The 15,000-nt window shown below is 71.7% G+C and carries 15 protein-coding genes; 6 read left to right on the forward strand and 9 right to left on the reverse strand.

Features of this window, described 5'->3' with window-relative positions:
• Positions 1 to 213 precede the first annotated feature (213 nt).
• Positions 214 to 1,023 carry a phosphotransferase enzyme family protein gene (locus ACMA1D_RS02470; RefSeq protein WP_414722172.1) on the reverse strand — a complete coding sequence of 270 codons (810 nt, stop codon included), beginning with the start codon at positions 1,021 to 1,023 and terminating at the stop codon, positions 214 to 216.
• A 237-nt stretch (positions 1,024 to 1,260) separates the two neighbouring features.
• Between ACMA1D_RS02470 and ACMA1D_RS02475 the strand changes: the two genes are divergently transcribed.
• On the forward strand, positions 1,261 to 2,193 hold the full coding sequence (locus ACMA1D_RS02475; RefSeq protein WP_414722173.1) for a glycerophosphodiester phosphodiesterase: 933 nt from the start codon (positions 1,261 to 1,263) through the stop codon (positions 2,191 to 2,193).
• A gap of 313 nt (positions 2,194 to 2,506) precedes the next feature.
• Complete coding sequence (locus ACMA1D_RS02480) at positions 2,507 to 3,037, forward strand: methylated-DNA--[protein]-cysteine S-methyltransferase (protein ID WP_414722245.1); 531 nt, start codon at positions 2,507 to 2,509, stop codon at positions 3,035 to 3,037.
• A gap of 59 nt (positions 3,038 to 3,096) precedes the next feature.
• On the opposite strand, the gene ACMA1D_RS02485 is transcribed toward ACMA1D_RS02480, so the two are convergent.
• The 4 genes from ACMA1D_RS02485 to ACMA1D_RS02500 form a co-directional block, all read right to left on the reverse strand.
• Positions 3,097 to 3,741: a uridine kinase gene (locus tag ACMA1D_RS02485; protein ID WP_414722174.1), complete on the reverse strand. Its 645-nt coding sequence runs from the start codon at positions 3,739 to 3,741 to the stop codon at positions 3,097 to 3,099.
• A gap of 258 nt (positions 3,742 to 3,999) precedes the next feature.
• Positions 4,000 to 4,461, reverse strand: coding sequence for a type II toxin-antitoxin system PemK/MazF family toxin (locus ACMA1D_RS02490; protein ID WP_414722175.1), 462 nt, complete (start codon positions 4,459 to 4,461; stop codon positions 4,000 to 4,002).
• A 199-nt stretch (positions 4,462 to 4,660) separates the two neighbouring features.
• On the reverse strand, positions 4,661 to 5,359 hold the full coding sequence (locus ACMA1D_RS02495) for a S1 family peptidase (RefSeq protein WP_414722176.1): 699 nt from the start codon (positions 5,357 to 5,359) through the stop codon (positions 4,661 to 4,663).
• 444 nt (positions 5,360 to 5,803) lie between these two features.
• The gene (locus tag ACMA1D_RS02500; RefSeq protein ID WP_414722177.1) at positions 5,804 to 6,496 is read right to left on the reverse strand and encodes an isochorismatase family cysteine hydrolase; all 693 of its coding nucleotides are present in this window, start codon (positions 6,494 to 6,496) and stop codon (positions 5,804 to 5,806) included.
• A gap of 54 nt (positions 6,497 to 6,550) precedes the next feature.
• On the opposite strand from ACMA1D_RS02500, the gene ACMA1D_RS02505 reads away from it, so the two are divergent.
• Both ACMA1D_RS02505 and ACMA1D_RS02510 read left to right on the forward strand, forming a co-directional pair.
• Positions 6,551 to 7,063, forward strand: coding sequence for a PadR family transcriptional regulator (locus ACMA1D_RS02505; RefSeq protein WP_414722178.1), 513 nt, complete (start codon positions 6,551 to 6,553; stop codon positions 7,061 to 7,063).
• A 205-nt stretch (positions 7,064 to 7,268) separates the two neighbouring features.
• Positions 7,269 to 7,604 carry a DUF6343 family protein gene (locus tag ACMA1D_RS02510; protein ID WP_414722179.1) on the forward strand — a complete coding sequence of 112 codons (336 nt, stop codon included), beginning with the start codon at positions 7,269 to 7,271 and terminating at the stop codon, positions 7,602 to 7,604.
• Between the two features lie 186 nt (positions 7,605 to 7,790).
• Here the strand turns inward: ACMA1D_RS02510 and ACMA1D_RS02515 are convergent, their stop codons facing one another.
• The 3 genes from ACMA1D_RS02515 to ACMA1D_RS02525 form a co-directional block, all read right to left on the reverse strand.
• Positions 7,791 to 8,171 carry a tetratricopeptide repeat protein gene (locus tag ACMA1D_RS02515; RefSeq protein WP_414722180.1) on the reverse strand — a complete coding sequence of 127 codons (381 nt, stop codon included), beginning with the start codon at positions 8,169 to 8,171 and terminating at the stop codon, positions 7,791 to 7,793.
• 420 nt (positions 8,172 to 8,591) lie between these two features.
• Positions 8,592 to 9,194 (reverse strand): dephospho-CoA kinase, encoded by a 603-nt coding sequence (gene coaE / locus ACMA1D_RS02520; protein WP_414722181.1) that lies wholly within the window; start codon positions 9,192 to 9,194, stop codon positions 8,592 to 8,594.
• Between the two features lie 379 nt (positions 9,195 to 9,573).
• Complete coding sequence (locus ACMA1D_RS02525) at positions 9,574 to 10,521, reverse strand: PAC2 family protein (RefSeq protein WP_349992787.1); 948 nt, start codon at positions 10,519 to 10,521, stop codon at positions 9,574 to 9,576.
• A 282-nt stretch (positions 10,522 to 10,803) separates the two neighbouring features.
• On the opposite strand from ACMA1D_RS02525, the gene ACMA1D_RS02530 reads away from it, so the two are divergent.
• Positions 10,804 to 11,826, forward strand: a complete 1,023-nt coding sequence (locus tag ACMA1D_RS02530; RefSeq protein WP_414722182.1) for a nitrous oxide reductase family maturation protein NosD — start codon at positions 10,804 to 10,806, stop codon at positions 11,824 to 11,826.
• A 172-nt stretch (positions 11,827 to 11,998) separates the two neighbouring features.
• On the opposite strand, the gene rpsA is transcribed toward ACMA1D_RS02530, so the two are convergent.
• Entirely contained in the window at positions 11,999 to 13,510 is a 1,512-nt protein-coding gene (rpsA, locus tag ACMA1D_RS02535) for a 30S ribosomal protein S1 (protein WP_383700527.1), read from the reverse strand.
• A 369-nt stretch (positions 13,511 to 13,879) separates the two neighbouring features.
• Here rpsA and ACMA1D_RS02540 point away from each other — a divergent pair, with 369 nt between their 5' ends.
• Complete coding sequence (locus tag ACMA1D_RS02540; RefSeq protein ID WP_414722183.1) at positions 13,880 to 14,848, forward strand: class I SAM-dependent methyltransferase; 969 nt, start codon at positions 13,880 to 13,882, stop codon at positions 14,846 to 14,848.
• The last annotated feature ends 152 nt before the right edge of the window (positions 14,849 to 15,000 follow it).

A 15,000-nucleotide genomic window follows, 5' to 3' on the forward strand; every position in this document is an offset into this window, starting at 1 on the left:
CCCTGCGGCGCCCGCACGGAACGTTTTCGGCCAGTTCCTCCACGTGGCGATCAAGTTCCGCGGGCTGCCACCGCACCGGCCTGGGAGGTCCGCCGCCCGGCCCGCCGCAGCGCTCCCGTACGGCCATCGACGGGCTGTACGGCCAGGTCACCGCCGGTGGCACCGGCCCGTGGCAGCGCGGCGGGCCCCGGGCTGCGGACCGCCGTGTCGCTGTCAGGGCCGCAGCGCTGCGAACGCGGCCATCCGCCCCGCGTGGTAGGCGCGGTCCTCGTCGTCGAACTCCTCGCCCCGCGCGCTCGCGCGTAGGTAGTGCGCCGCTTCCCTGCGCAGCCGGTGTCGCATCAGTTGCACCATGGTCGTGTCGTCGAGCGCCTCGACCGTGCCGCCCTCGTCCAGGTAGGCGTCGACGAACCCGCGGCAGGCGGCCAGGTCGGCGGCGAACTCACCGGTGAACTCCAGGGCCGCCCCGGCAAGTTCCACCTCCGGCGGCGCGATCAGCGCCTCGTCCCAGTCGAGCACGGCGACCAAGCGGCCGTGGCCGTCCGCCAGCAGGTTGCCGTGGTAGTAGTCACCGTGCAGCGCGTGGGCCCGATCGGCCCGGTGGACGAAGCCGGCGAGCCACCCGTCCAACTCGGCATCGTGCAGGTCAGGGTGGTCGTACCGCACGTCACCCGACAGCCCGACGGTCAGCTCCGCCGCGACGGACCGGGGCGGCAGCCTCGCCTCCGCGAGCGCCCGGTGCAGCCGGGCGAGCAGGCGCGCGGCCTGCTCGGCCTGGGCCGGGTCCTGCTGGTGGGCCCACCGCCCCGCGACGTACGGCCACAGCGATACGGGGCGCCCCTCCGCCCGCGCCACGGTACGGCCGTCGCGGGTGCGCAGCGGCATGACGGCCTCGCGCAGCCCGCCGGCCGCCGCGCGCAGCGCCACCGCATGGCACCACTCGGCCTCATCCGACCTGCGCCATTCCGGGCCGATGCGCACCACCACGCCGCCCCCGGGGCCCGTACCGCACGTGTCCTTCACAAGGTGGGCGGCTGATTCCTCACCGCCATACAGACGTATTGCGTCACCCTTCAGGCGAACCCCCCAAGCCCGTAAGGCAACTGTCCTGATTTGCTCCGAAAGCGAGATATCCACAAACGGCACGTCGCACTCCTCGTTCAGTTCCTGTCCATCCCGCACCTATCTCCCCGTACGAAATGGCTGGGACTCTCGGCCCGTCTTCCCCATCAACCAGACTCTCGACGCAAGGAGTCCCTCATGCGCATCCGTTCCATCGCGGCGGCTTCCGGCCTGCTGCTGGGCGCCTCGGCCTTCGTCCTGCCGGCCGCTTCGGCCCAGGCCGCGGACCACCCGCACAGCCCGGTCACCGTCGCCCACCGCGGCGCCTCCGCCTACGCGCCGGAGAACACGCTGGCCGCCGTTGACGCCGCCGCCAAGCTGAAGATCGACTGGGTGGAGAACGACGTCCAGCGCACCAAGGACGGCAAGCTGATCGTCATCCACGACACGACGCTCAACCGGACCACCAACGTCGAGGAGGTCTTCCCCGGCCGCGCCCCGTGGAAGGTCTCGGACTTCACGCTCAAGGAGATCCAGCGGCTGGACGCCGGTAGCTGGTTCAACCCCAAGTTCACCGGCGAGCGGGTACCGACGCTGAAGCAGTACATGGACCGGGTGAGCCGCAACCACCAGAAGCTGCTGCTGGAGTTCAAGGCGCCCGAGCTCTACCCGAACATCGAGCGGGAGACCCTCAACGAGCTGCGCCACCAAGGCTGGCTCAACCGTCAGCACGTCAAGCACCGGCTGATCATCCAGAGCTTCAGCGCCGACTCGGTCAGGACGACGCACGAGCTGCGCCCCGACGTGAAGACGGGCTTCCTGGGCACGCCGGCCGTGGCTGACCTGCCGAAGTTCGCGAAGTTCGCGGACCAGATCAACCCGCACTTCGGTTCCGTCAACCCCGAGTACGTGGCCGCCGTCAAGGCCGTCCGCGGTGCGCACGGCAAGCCGCTTGAGGTCTACACCTGGACCGTCGACGACCCCGCCGTTGCGGTCAAGGTCGCCAAGGCGGGCGTGACCGGCATCATCACCAACAAGCCCGACGTCATCCGCGACGCGGTGAGCCACAAGGGCAAGCCCGGTAAGCCGGGCAAGAACGTCGCTGCGCGGCAGGTGGGTGCCGCGGCGTAAGGCCCGACCCCGGCAGCCCGTCGGCACGGGCTGCACCGTTCTCCGCCGCGGCCCGACCCCTCCTCCTGGACGGGGCCGGGCCGCGGCGGTGTCGGGTCCGCGTCCACGTCCGCGCAGCGGCCGGAAAGCGCCGCATCATCGCAGGTCAGCAGCGATTGTCAGAGGGGCGCCCTAGGCTGGACGCGTGAACATCTCAGAGCAGGTGGAGCAGGGGGCGTCCGCCGCCCCGTCCGCCTCCGCACGGCAGGAGCCCGCCCAGTCCCAGGGCCCGGCCGCGGCAGGCAACGACCAGGCGCAGCCCGGCCGTCGGTCCCTGGCCTGGCAGGGCATCGACACGCCGATAGGCCCCCTGCTGCTGGTCGCCACGGAGCAGGGACTGGTGGAGGTCGTCTTCCACGCCACGGCCGCACGGGCCACCCGGGCGTTGGAGCAGGCCGCCCGCCGACTCGGCACCGCCGTGCCCGCCACCCCTGCGCCCGGCCATCGATGGGTCGCGGAGGCGGTTCGCCAGCTCAACGCCTACTTCGACGACGGCCTCCAGGACTTCACGCTGCCCCTGGACTGGTCGCTGATCTCGGGCTTCAACCGGCGGGTGCTGCGCGAGTTGGCCGCCCACGTTCCGTACGGCACGGTGGTCGGCTATCAGGACCTCGCCGTCCGCGTCGGTGAGCCCGGTGCCGCCCGGGCGGTCGGCGTGGCCATGGCTTCGAACCCGTTGCCGATCGTCGTCCCCTGTCACCGGGTCGTCGAGAGCGACGGCGGCATAGGCGGCTTCGGCGGCGGCCTGGAGACCAAGCGCACGCTCCTCGCCCTGGAGGGCGTCCTGCCGCAGCCGCTCTTCTGACACCTGGGTCACGCGCCCCCTCCGGCTCCGCAATCCGCACGGGGTGCGGTCGGCCCGGCCTACCCGGTCGCGGCACCGTTCCACGCCGGATGCCGCGGCTTGTCGGCCTGTACGACGACGTCCGCGGCCTGCGCTGGGCCCACTTCCGCCTCGTACCGGGCGAAGGCGGGGAGCGTCCACCGGGCGTCGTCCGGCGTACGACGGGCCAAGGCGGCCGGAGACAGTCGCAGATGGACGGAGAAGTCGAAGGGGAACCAATGGCCGAGCAGCAGCGGCCCCTGCACCACCAGTACGCCGCCGGGCGGCAGTTGCACGGCGGGCGAGCGCGTGGCCCGATCGGTGACCGGGTCCCACAGATCGGGCAGCACCCGCCCGGTCCCGCCCGGGTCGAGCGGGTTGAAGACCTCCCGCCACAGGGCTCCGGTGTCGGTCCACCCCTCGTAGTACGTCTCGGCGTCCTGGCGCCCGTACTCGAAGCGCAGCGACGCCGGTCGCAGGAAGCCGGCGGTGGCCACCACCAGGACGAACCGTCCGCGCAGCCGCAGGGCCTCGGCGAGCCGCGCCGCGAGCAGTTCGCCCTCGGCAGCCGGCGCGCCGTCCACCGCGACCCGCAGCCAGGGGCCGCCGGCTTCGGCCGCAGTCCGCACCAACCGATCGGCGAGCGCGTCGGTCAACCGGTCCCAGGAGATCGCTTCGAGCCGCACCCCACCATCATGCCGGCCCGCACCCGGCGCTCGGCCGGCGCCTCCGCCAGCCCGGTCGGGGCCGCGCCCACACCGGGGTGGCAGCGGGCCGCCTGCTACGGGACCGCTTCGCGACGGCGCGGCGAGCAACAGGTGAGCGGGGAGCGGGGCGGCGGCCCCACCCGGCCCGCGCCGTGCCGGGCGCGCCACCGGCAGCGGCCTGCCCCAGCGGTCGGTCGCCGACCGGCGCGGCACCCGCACCCCGCGGCCGGGGCGTCGTCAGCGCCAGCCGTAGCGCTCCCGCAGTCGCACCACGACCCGGTCGAAGCGGGGGTGGTCCAGGGCGCAGGCTTCGCGCCGCATGCCGTCGGGGTGCAGACGCAGCACCCGGTCCAGGTCGACCCACGATTCCCGCCCCGCCCGGTCCCACGGCCCGGAGCCGATCGGTACCCACTCCCGGTCGGTGTCGTGCTGCTTGCTCGACAACTGCACGGCCAGCAACGTGCCGGCCCGCTCGCGCGCGACGACCAGCACCGGTCGGTCCTTGCCCCGCCCGTCGTTCTCCTCGTACGGCACCCAGGTCCAGACGATCTCGCCGGGGTCGGGATCACCGTCCGGATCGGGGGCGTACTCGGTCCGCACCGGGCCGACCTGTCGGGGCTGCGCCTCGACGGTGGCCGACGGTCCATACCGGCCGGGGGTCGCGGGCGAACCGTTCGCATCATTGATCGCTGACGTCATGCGCCCACGCTAGCCCGCGCGCCTCCCGTCGCCAGGCCGCGGCCCCACCGCGCGGACGAGGGCCCGGCGCGGCCGGGGCCACGGGGCAGTACTACGGAGCAAACAAGCAGGACAGAGCAGGTGGGACCAGACGGGGTGGCACGGGGCGAGGCACCGTACGAAGCCACTCAGGTGGGGGGTACGAGCGGTGGCCCTGCGTTCAGCGCAAGACCAGCCCGTGCGCGGCCAGCACGGGAATGATCGGCTGGTAGAACGTCCGGCCGCCGACCCTACAGTCGCCGGTCTCACCGATGATGAAGCCGAGTGCCTTGTCACCCGCGACGACAGCACCGCCGACGTTCGAAGGGTCAGCGCAAGCGTTGGAGGTGAACAGGCCGTGCACCGTGCCTTCGGGGAAGGCCACCGAGACGTTGACCTGCTGCACGGTGCCGCAGGTCCACCCCAGGACCCGGCCCACCTGGCAGATCTGCTCCCCCACGACGGGGTTCTTGGCGCCGGCGAGATCGATCGTCTGCCCGTTGCCGAGCCGCACTTGACCGGGGAAGGAGACGTCCGGGTTGGTGTAGTGGATCAGTCCGTAGCCCGAGTGCGGGTAGCCGGCCACCACCGTCGTACCGATGGGGACGGTCCGCTCGCGGTCGGCGAACCACTGGGTTCCCACGGCCTGCACGCAGTAGCCCGGAACGATGCCGTACGGGGCCTGCCCCTTCTCCGCGTTGAAGCCCACCGTGCAGGACTTGCCGTTGCTGCTGTAGATCACGGAGCCGCCCATGACGACGGTCTGTCGATCCGCGGCGTTGGCGGCCGGCGCCCCGGCGAAGAGCAGGGCAAGGACGGCCAGCAGGACCGTCGCCCAGAGCGGGCGCGAAAGACGGGCGAGGGCAGGGGGATATCTCATGGTTTCCTCCCAGATCGGGCGAGCAGGGGCGGTATGCGGTCGCGCTGCACTGGTAGGGGGTCGCCAACGTGGCTGGCGCCGACAGCGGCCAGTATGGGGCGAGCCCTGACCGCTCGGGCACCCCTGTGCGGCGACCCGCACCACCCGCCGCGGCCGATGTTCAAGTCCGCACCGCCCCAAGCCCCGTGTCACACCGGGCCGGCCCGGGTCGCTCCGCAACGCCTTGCCCCCGGCACTCCACTCAGCTGCACCGCGGGCCACCCCAGCGCTACGCCCCTGCTCCGCCCCCCGTACCGCCAACGCGACAACACGCCGCTTCCGCACCTGCGTTGGGCTGGCGGGAACTTCGGTTAGGCCGAACCGCCGGCTGCGCGCCCCGCGCGGACACCAGGCCAGGCATCGCGCCGCTCGCCGGCGCGCCGGGCCCCACCCGCGTCCCGAAGGTCACTGCGAGCAGTGGTCCGCCGGCCGTTCGCCGCCGTCCGGGCGGGCCCCGGCCAGTCGCTCCGTGATCTCCTCAGCCGACAGCACACTGGCGAACCCCTTGCGCAGCACGGCGAGTTCGGGTTCCTGGCGGCTCTCGTCATCGGTCGCCGTGACATCGGAGCCGAACACCACGTGGTAGCCGCGCTCGTACGCCTGTCGGGCCGTCGTGCCGCAGCAGTAGTTGGTCAACGTCCCCGTGATGACGACCGTGTCCCGACTGAGGTTGCGCAGCATCGTGTCCAGCGGCGTGTCGTAGAAGGCCCCGTAGGACGGCTTGCGGATCAGGGGCTCGTCGGCGCGGTAGCCCAACTCGGGCCACACCTCAGCCGGGCCGGGGCGGCGCCAACGGGCTTCGCCGTGGGGCAGGTGACGCAGGGCGTGCGGCCGGTCGAGCCCCAGGTGCGTGTCGTCGAAGACGGTCCATATCACCGGCACCGACCGGGCCCGGCACGTCGCGATGAGCCGGCGCAGGGTCGGCACCATCCGCGTCGCCCCGGGCACCCAGTAGGGGCTCCAACCAGGCCGGACGAACTCGTCCTGCATGTCGATGACGAGCAGTGCCGACCGGTCGGCCCGCACGTCGAACGTGGCCCGCCCCTGCTCGTAGCCGCATCGCGCCCGCTCTTCCACCCACGCCTCCGTGTACTCCATCTCCACCCCTACCTCGAATCGATGTACCTCGTTTCGATGTGCGACAGTAGCAGCATGCTCGAACTCGCGATCCTGGGATTCCTGGCCGACGGCCCACTGCACGGCTATGAGCTGCGCAACCGCATCGCCCACCTGTCCGGCCACACTCGACCGGTCAGCGACGGCAGCCTCTATCCGGCGATCAACCGGCTGGTCAAGGCCGGCCATGTGGATCGGCGGAACGAGCCGGGGGCGTCGGCCGCCCAGCGACACACCCTGCGTCTGACCGCGTCCGGCCGCGCAGAACTGCTGCGCCGACTCCGTGAGCCCGACGAGCTGACCATCAGCGACAGCAGCCGCTACTTCACCCTGCTCGCCTTCCTCGCCCACCTGCCCGACGTCGCCGACCGACACGCGGTGCTCCGCCGCCGACTGGAGTTCCTGGACCAGCCCGCGAGCTTCTTCCACGGCAGCGGCGGCCCGCTGCGTGCGGAGGACGTCGACGACCCGTACCGCCGCGGCATGCTCCTCATCGCCCGAGCTACCAGCCGCGCGGAACAAGCCTGGCTGCGTGAACAACTGGCCTGACAGCGCCCCCGAAAGCCCGCCGGCCCGGCCCCCGGCCACGCCCGCCCGGCGAAGTCCGCTCCGGCGGGAGCCACGAACCGCCCCTGCCCGGCCTGCCGCGGACGGCGCCTCCCCGGCCACGCCGCAGCGGCCCCCTGCCCAGGATCACCGCCCCGCTCGCGCCGCCGCTCCCCGCAGTACCGTGGAATGCGGGAGATGCATCGTCATGCTCAGAACCGGAGACGAGCCCGTGCACGCGCGCAGTCCGCTGCGGTTGCGGCTCGGGCTAGCGCTGTGGGGTCTGGCCTGGTCACTCGCCGGTACGGTCGGCTTCGCCGTCGTCGGCCGGGTGGGGTGGGCCGTGGCGTGTGCGGTGGTCGTCGCCGTGACCGCTCTCGACCTCGGCTTCGTCGTACGCCACCTGCGCCAAGGAGCGCACTACCAACCGGGCCGGGACGTGCCCCCGTACGAGCCGGTCAGCGGCAGTGCCGCGCCGGAGCACGACGCCCCGAAACCACCAACCGACGGGGGCACCGCGACGCCGCCTGACCGCCGCCGATGAGGCAAGGAAAGGACGCCGGCCGCTCACACGGCCAGCCCCGGGCGCCCGGGAGGGGCGCCCGACCACGACGGCGGGACGAGGTGCCCCAGCACGACGCGCGGGCGGGGCGCCCAGCCGTAGCCTTCACGGCCCCGGTGACCAGCACCGGGGTCGTCGCTACGGGCCGGGCGCCCCGCCCGCTCCCCGTCAGTTCGCCGGACCGCCCTCGCCGAAGCGCGCCGCCGCGACGAAGTCCGGGCGCGGATCGAGGGCCGCGGCCAGCCGGAAGTGGCGCGTGGCCTCGTCGGGGCGGCTGGCCCGCTCCAGCGTGCGGGCCAGCGCGAAGTGCGCGAACGCGTTGTCCGGCTCGCGCTCCAACACGTGCTGGAACTCCATTTCCGCAGCGCGGAGTTGGGCCCCCAGGAAGAAGGCCCGCGCCCGCAGGAGTCGGGCCGCGGTGTTGTCCGGATGCGCGGATATGACGGAGTCCAGCAGTTTCACGGCGCCGCGCGGGTCGCGCGCCGCGAGCAAGTGCTCCGCCGCGCGGTAGTCGATCACATGCGTCTCGGGCGTATGCTGCCTGGTCACTGCCGTCTCCTCTCCCGGTTTCCCGGACACTGGTCGCCGGCCATGGGCGATGAGGCCGCGCCCCGCGGGCCGGCGCCTCGCCCTGCTGGGCCCAGCGCCCGCGCCTCGATGCGGGAAGCCACCACACCGCGTGCGCGGTACGGTGGCGCGTCAACACGCCTCACAACGACGGGCCCCGCCTCTGTATTCCCGTGCCTCCGGCCACTCACGCGCCGGGGAGCCCGCCGTCCGTACGGGATGGGGCGTGTCCAACTCCGCACGCCGGTCGCGCCACGGTGCGCCGCGCGCCCTGTCCGAGGTCGGGAACGACGCCGAGCGGCGCGGTGCGTCCACACACCACCGCGGCCCCGTAGTCCCGTGCCGCCGGGCACAACGCACGCAGCCCCACACGGGGGTGCGGAAGTTGCACGCAAAGCGCCGCTACGCCCCCGCCGCGCGCTCCTTGAGCTGTTCCCAGACCTTCCTGACCTGGGGCTCCAGCGCCTCCAGCGGGCCGTCGTTGTCGATGACCAGATCCGCCAGGGCCAGCCGCTGTTCCCGCGTCGCCTGCGCGGCCATCCGCGAGCGCGCCTCCGCCTCGGTCATGCCGCGGTGCCGCACCAGGCGGTCGCACTGCGTCTCGGGCGCGGCGTCCACGACCAGAACGAGGTCGAAGAGGGAGGCGAGGCCGTTCTCGGTGAGCAGCGGCACGTCGTGCACGACGATGGCCCCCTCGCCTGCAGTTTGCTCCAGTTCAGCAGAGCGCTCGCGCACCAGCGGATGGACGATCGCGTTGAGCGCGGCGAGCCGCTGCGGATCGGCGAACACGATGGAACCGAGCTTCGGCCGGTCGAGTCGGCCGTCGGCGCCCAGCACCTCCGGACCGAACTCCGCCACCACCGCGGCCAGACCGGGGGTCCCCGGCTCGACCACCTCGCGCGCGATCTTGTCGGAGTCGATCAGCACCGCCCCGTACGAGGCGAGCAGCCGCGACACCTCGCTCTTGCCCGCACCGATTCCACCCGTGAGCCCCAGCTTCAGCATGGGCCAAGCCTATGCGGCCCGGCTCAGCCAACCGGCTGCACCCAGGCCCCCACCGGCCAGCAAGCAGGGGCGTTTCGCCCCCCTACACGGCGAATGCCCGCCCACTCGTACGCGCCAAATCCCCGCCCCGCACCCCCAGGGCCCTCGGAAATCGTGTCCGGCGTCGGCGACGCTCACGCAGCCGGCCGCGGCGCCCCGCATCAGGCCACCCGCGCGCCCCGACGACTACGCGCACGCGACACAGCCCGGCACCGGCCGGAAGGGGGGAAGGCCCCACCTCTCAGCCAGCGCCGGGAGCCTGGACGTCCCGGCCGCAGTCAGGTCGGCTCGCCCCCGGAGCCGGGGCCAGCGGCGTCAGACGTGCTCGGAGTCAGAGGTTTCAGACGTCGCCGTCGCGCTCCGCCCGCTCCGCGAGGAACTGCTCCAGCTCCGCTCCCAACTCGTCCGCCGAGGGAAGTTCGGCAGGCTCGGCGACCAGGCTGCCGCGCGTCTCCGCACCGGCTATGGCGTCGTACTGGTGCTCAAGGCCACGCACCAGGGACACCAACTCCTCGTCCCCCTCGGAGATCTGTCGCTCGATCTCCTCCTGGGTCCGCAGCGCGGCGGTCCGCAAGGTGTGCGCAACTCCGGGAAGCACCAGGCCCGTTGCCGCGGTGACCGCCTCCAGGGTGGTCAGCGCGGCATCCGGATAGGGCGACCTAGCCACGTAGTGCGGCACGTGCGCGGCCACGCCCAGCACGTCGTGCCCGGCCTCGCTCAGCCGGTACTCGATCAGGGACTCGGCGCTGCCCGGCACCTGGGCCTCGTCGAAGATGCCCTGGTAACCCGGCGTCAGGTCGACGCGGTTGCCGTGCGGGGTCAGCCCGACCGGCCGGGTGTGGGGCACGCCCATCGGGATGCCGTGGAAGTTGACCGTGAGGCGCACCCCGAGCCGCTCGACGACCTGCCGCACGGCCGCGGCGAAGCGCTCCCACTCCACGTCCGGCTCCGGCCCCGCCAACAGCAGGAACGGGGCGCCGGTGGCGTCGCGCACGAGGTGGAGCTCGATCACGGGCGTCTCGTAGGCCGTCCACCGGTCGCGCTCGAAGGTCAGCAGGGGCCGCCTGGCCCGGTAGTCCACGAGCCGATCGTGGTCGAAGCGGGCGACGACCTGGTGCGGCAGGCCCTTCAGCAGCCGCTCCACGATCTGGGCACCAGTCTCACCGGCGTCGATGTAGCCGTCGAAGTGGTAGAGCAGCACCAGCCCGGCGGAGTCGCGAGACGTTATCGCGTCCACTGCCGCGAGCCCGCTCGGCTCCCATGCGTACAAGTCCTGGGGTTCCAACACCGTGACCGCTCCTCCTCGTTCTCGTTGTGGCCAACGCCGCTGCACCCGCCGGCATTCCCGGTGTCCGGTCCCCGACCGAAGGTCTTGGAGCACTGGTGGCGCAGAGCGCTCCCCCGGGCTCTGATGCGCGGCAATCGCACCACCCTGGTTGACGCCGCCCGGGGGCGCCCCTACCTTCCCCTCCCGGCAGGCGTTCACGTACCAGCTCCCCGTTCACGCATCAGACCGTTCACCTGCCAACGCCCCTCCCGGCACGATCACCCCCGACACAGAGGCAGGCCCATGCGTACTCGCCCGGTCCAGCACGCCCCCGCCCACCGCCCGTACGGCCGCATCGCCTTCCCGCTCGCCCTGCTCGGCTGTACGGGGCTGCTCGCCGCCGGCCCGGCCACACCCGCCACCGCGCATCCCACCGCACATGCCGCGGCCGTCATCCCGGTATCCACCGCGCAGCAGCTCAAGGACGCTCTCGCCACCGCAGGTCCCGGCGACACCATCACCCTGGCCGACGGCACGTACCGCGGGAACTTCAAGACCACCCGGGCCGGCAGTCCGGCCGCACCCATCACCCTGACCGGCTCCGCCAAGGCCGTACTGACCGCCGGCGGCGGCTACGGGCTGCACCTCAACGGCGCCGACGACTGGCGGCTGCGCGGGTTCACCGTCACCGGCGGCCAGAAGGGGATCGTCATGGACGCGGCGAACGGCGTGCACATCGACGGCGTCACCGTGCGGGGCCTGACCATGGAGGGCGTGCACTGGCGGAAGTCCAGCGCCAACGGATCGATCAAGAACTCCACGATCCGGGACACCGGCACCGACGGCCGGGGCATGGGCGAGGGCATCTACGTCGGCAGCGCGGGCGGCACCTCGGACAAGAGCGATCACATCCTGATCGAGAAGAACACGCTCGGCCCGGGCATCGGCGGCGAGAACATCGACGTCAAGGAGGGCACCACCGGTACCAGGATCATCGGCAACACCTTCGACGGCAGCGGGCTGACTGGCGCCCACTACGACGACTCCTGGGTCGACATCAAGGGCAATGACGTCCTGGTCGAGAACAACGTCGGGCGGCGGACGACCAACGACGGCTACCAGACGCACGAGGTGCAGCCCGGCTGGGGCTGCCGTACCACGTTTCGCGGCAACAAGTCCGACCTGAGCGGCTCCACCGGGCCTGACCGGTACGCCATCCACGTCACGCACTACGACGCCCAGCGTTGCCCGACCACGGTGACCAGCAGTAACACCGTCACCGGAGGCCGCGGACTGACCAACCCCGGCATCCCCGTACGCAACTGACGAGGGCCCCGCCCACCGGCAGCGCGGTACGCGCAAAAGCCAGCGGCTCAAGAGCGGCGACGCAGCGGGACCGCGGAACGCTCAGCACGGCCCGAAGAACGCCGAAGGCCCACCCCTCGTCCAAGGGGTGGGCCTTCGGCGTTGGCTAACTACCGCCTAGCAGGGGGAGAGCTCAGCTCTGCCCGCCCGCCAGCTTCTCGCGGAGGGCCGCCAGTGCCTCGTCCGAAGCCAGGGCGCCGGAGGTGTCGTCCGACTCCGAGGAGTACGAGCCGCCGGAGACGTTGCCCCCGCCACCCGTACCGCCGGACGCCGGGGCGGCAGCGCCCTCGGCAGCGGCCTGCTCGTCGGCCTCGCGGGACTTGATGACCTGCGCCTGGTGCTGCTCGAAGCGGGTCTGGGCCGTGGCGTACTGGCCCTCCCACTCCTCGCGCTGCTTCTCGTACCCGGGCAGCCAGTCGTTGGCCTCGGGGTCGAAGCCCTCGGGGTAGATGTAGTTGCCCTGGTCGTCGTAGGACGCGGCCATGCCGTACAGCGTCGGGTCGAACTCGACCGAGGCCGGGTCGGCACCGAAGGACTCGTTGGCCTGCTTCAGCGAGAGGCTGATGCGGCGGCGCTCCAGGTCGATGTCGATGACCTTGACGAAGATCTCGTCGTTGACCTGGACGACCTGCTCCGGGATCTCCACGTGGCGCTCGGCCAGCTCGGAGATGTGCACCAGGCCCTCGATGCCCTCGTCGACGCGGACGAACGCGCCGAACGGGACGAGCTTGGTGACCTTACCCGGGACGACCTGACCGATCTGGTGGGTCCGGGCGAACTGCTGCCACGGGTCTTCCTGCGTCGCCTTGAGCGACAGGGAGACGCGCTCGCGGTCCATGTCGACGTCGAGGACCTCGACCGTGACCTCCTGGCCGACCTCGACGACCTCGGAGGGGTGGTCGATGTGCTTCCAGGAGAGCTCGGAGACGTGCACGAGGCCGTCCACGCCACCCAGGTCCACGAAGGCACCGAAGTTGACGATGGAGGAGACGACGCCCGAGCGCACCTGGCCCTTCTGGAGGGTGGTGAGGAAGGTCTGGCGGACCTCGCTCTGGGTCTGCTCCAGCCAGGCGCGGCGGGACAGGACCACGTTGTTGCGGTTCTTGTCCAGCTCGATGATCTTGGCCTCAAGCTCCTTGCCCACGTAGGGCTGGAGGTCGCGGACACGACGCATCTCGACCAGGGAGGCCGGCAGGAAGCCACGGAGGCCGATGTCAAGGATGAGACCACCCTTGACGACCTCGATGACGGTACCGGTGACGATGCCGTCCTCTTCCTTGATCTTCTCGATGGTGCCCCAGGCACGCTCGTACTGGGCGCGCTTCTTCGAGAGGATCAGGCGGCCTTCCTTGTCCTCCTTCTGGAGAACAAGGGCTTCGATCTCGTCACCGACGGCGACGACCTCGTTGGGGTCGACGTCGTGCTTGATCGAGAGCTCTCGGCTCGGGATGACACCTTCGGTCTTGTAACCGATGTCGAGCAGGACCTCGTCCCGGTCGACCTTCACGATGACGCCGTCGACGATGTCGCCGTCGTTGAAGTACTTGATCGTCTCGTCGATCGCGGCGAGGAAGGCTTCCTCGTTACCGATGTCGTTGACCGCTACCTGCGGGGTGGTGGCGGTGGTCTCGGTGCTGCTCGTCATGTGGGAAAGGGCTCCGGTACGGACATTGAAGTCGTAGGTACTGCTACGCCGAAAGCCCGTATCGCACTGCCGAAGCCGGCCAGCCTTTGAGGCGTGAACTTGACGACCGATCCCGAAGGGGGTCGCAAGCGCCTCGCACAACCGAGGGGACATACAACAGATGCAAGCGCAACCTGCTCCGTCTGAGGTACGCAGGCTCGCAGCGCAACTTGTAGCATACGGGGGCAGCCGGGCAGGGTCAATGCGCACAGAGCGCATGTGGAAGGCCACCGCCATATGCCAGGCGCACGCGTGGTCCGGGCCGCCATCGGGGGTCACTCACGGTGTTCGCGGCCACAGGTCGATTCAGAGAGTACGACGACACCGACGATGAGCCAAGACCGGCGGCAGAGCGACGCTCCCGACAGCTTCACGACAGTCGGAAACGGCAGCCCGAGCCCCTATTCCACGCTGTCACACGCCCCGGCGCACGCTCCGGGGGCGAGTTCGGCGGACGCCGCGGACCGCGCGCGCGAGGACGCCGACGACGAGGACGCGACGGCCACCAGGCGGCGCGCGAGCAATACCGAAAGCAACCATGCGAGCCGCAGCTGGTGGGACCGCAACGCGGACGAGTACCAGGAAGAGCACGGTGCGTTCCTCGGGGATGACCGTTTCGTCTGGGGCCCGGAGGGGCTCGACGAGGCGGAGGCGGGGCTGCTCGGCCCGGCGGAGGAGCTGAGCGGACGGAGCGTGCTGGAGATCGGGGCCGGAGCCGCGCAGTGCTCCCGCTGGCTGGCGACGCAGGGGGCCAGGCCGGTCGCGCTCGACCTCTCGCACCGCCAGCTCCAGCACGCCCTGCGGATCGCCGACCAGCTCCCCACGGCCGCCCCCGTACCCCTAGTACAGGCAGAGGCGGGTGCGCTGCCCTTCGCCGACGGCAGTTTCGACCTGGCGTGCTCGGCGTACGGGGCCATTCCGTTCGTGGCCGACCCGGTGCACGTGATGCAGGAGGTGCGGCGGGTGCTGCGGCCGGGCGGGCGGTGGGTGTTCTCCGTGACGCATCCGATGCGCTGGGCCTTCCCCGACGAGCCGGGCCCGGAGGGGCTCTCGGTCGCCGCCTCCTATTTCGACCGCACGCCGTACGTCGAACAGGATGCGACAGGCCGCGCCGTCTACGTAGAGCACCACCGGACCTTGGGCGACCGGGTCCGGGACGTGGTGCGCAGCGGGTTCCGGCTGGTCGACCTCGTCGAGCCCGAGTGGCCGCACTGGAACAGCCAGGAGTGGGGTGGCTGGTCCCCGCTGCGCGGGCGGCTCATCCCGGGCACGGCGATCTTCGTCTGCGAACGGGACTGAGCGCTCGGGCGACCGCTCTCCTTGAGACCGCGGGCGCCGGTGCGGTGGCCCGACTGACGGGGCCGGCCCGTACGCTCCGTGACGGGCACCTTCCGTTCGACCGCGCCCGCCGACCGGCTCTGAGCTGGCGTTATATCGACCCTGGCGGCGAT

The sequence above is a fragment of the Streptomyces sp. 796.1 genome (genome assembly GCF_047525675.1).
Taxonomy (GTDB): Bacteria; Actinomycetota; Actinomycetes; order Streptomycetales; family Streptomycetaceae; genus Streptomyces.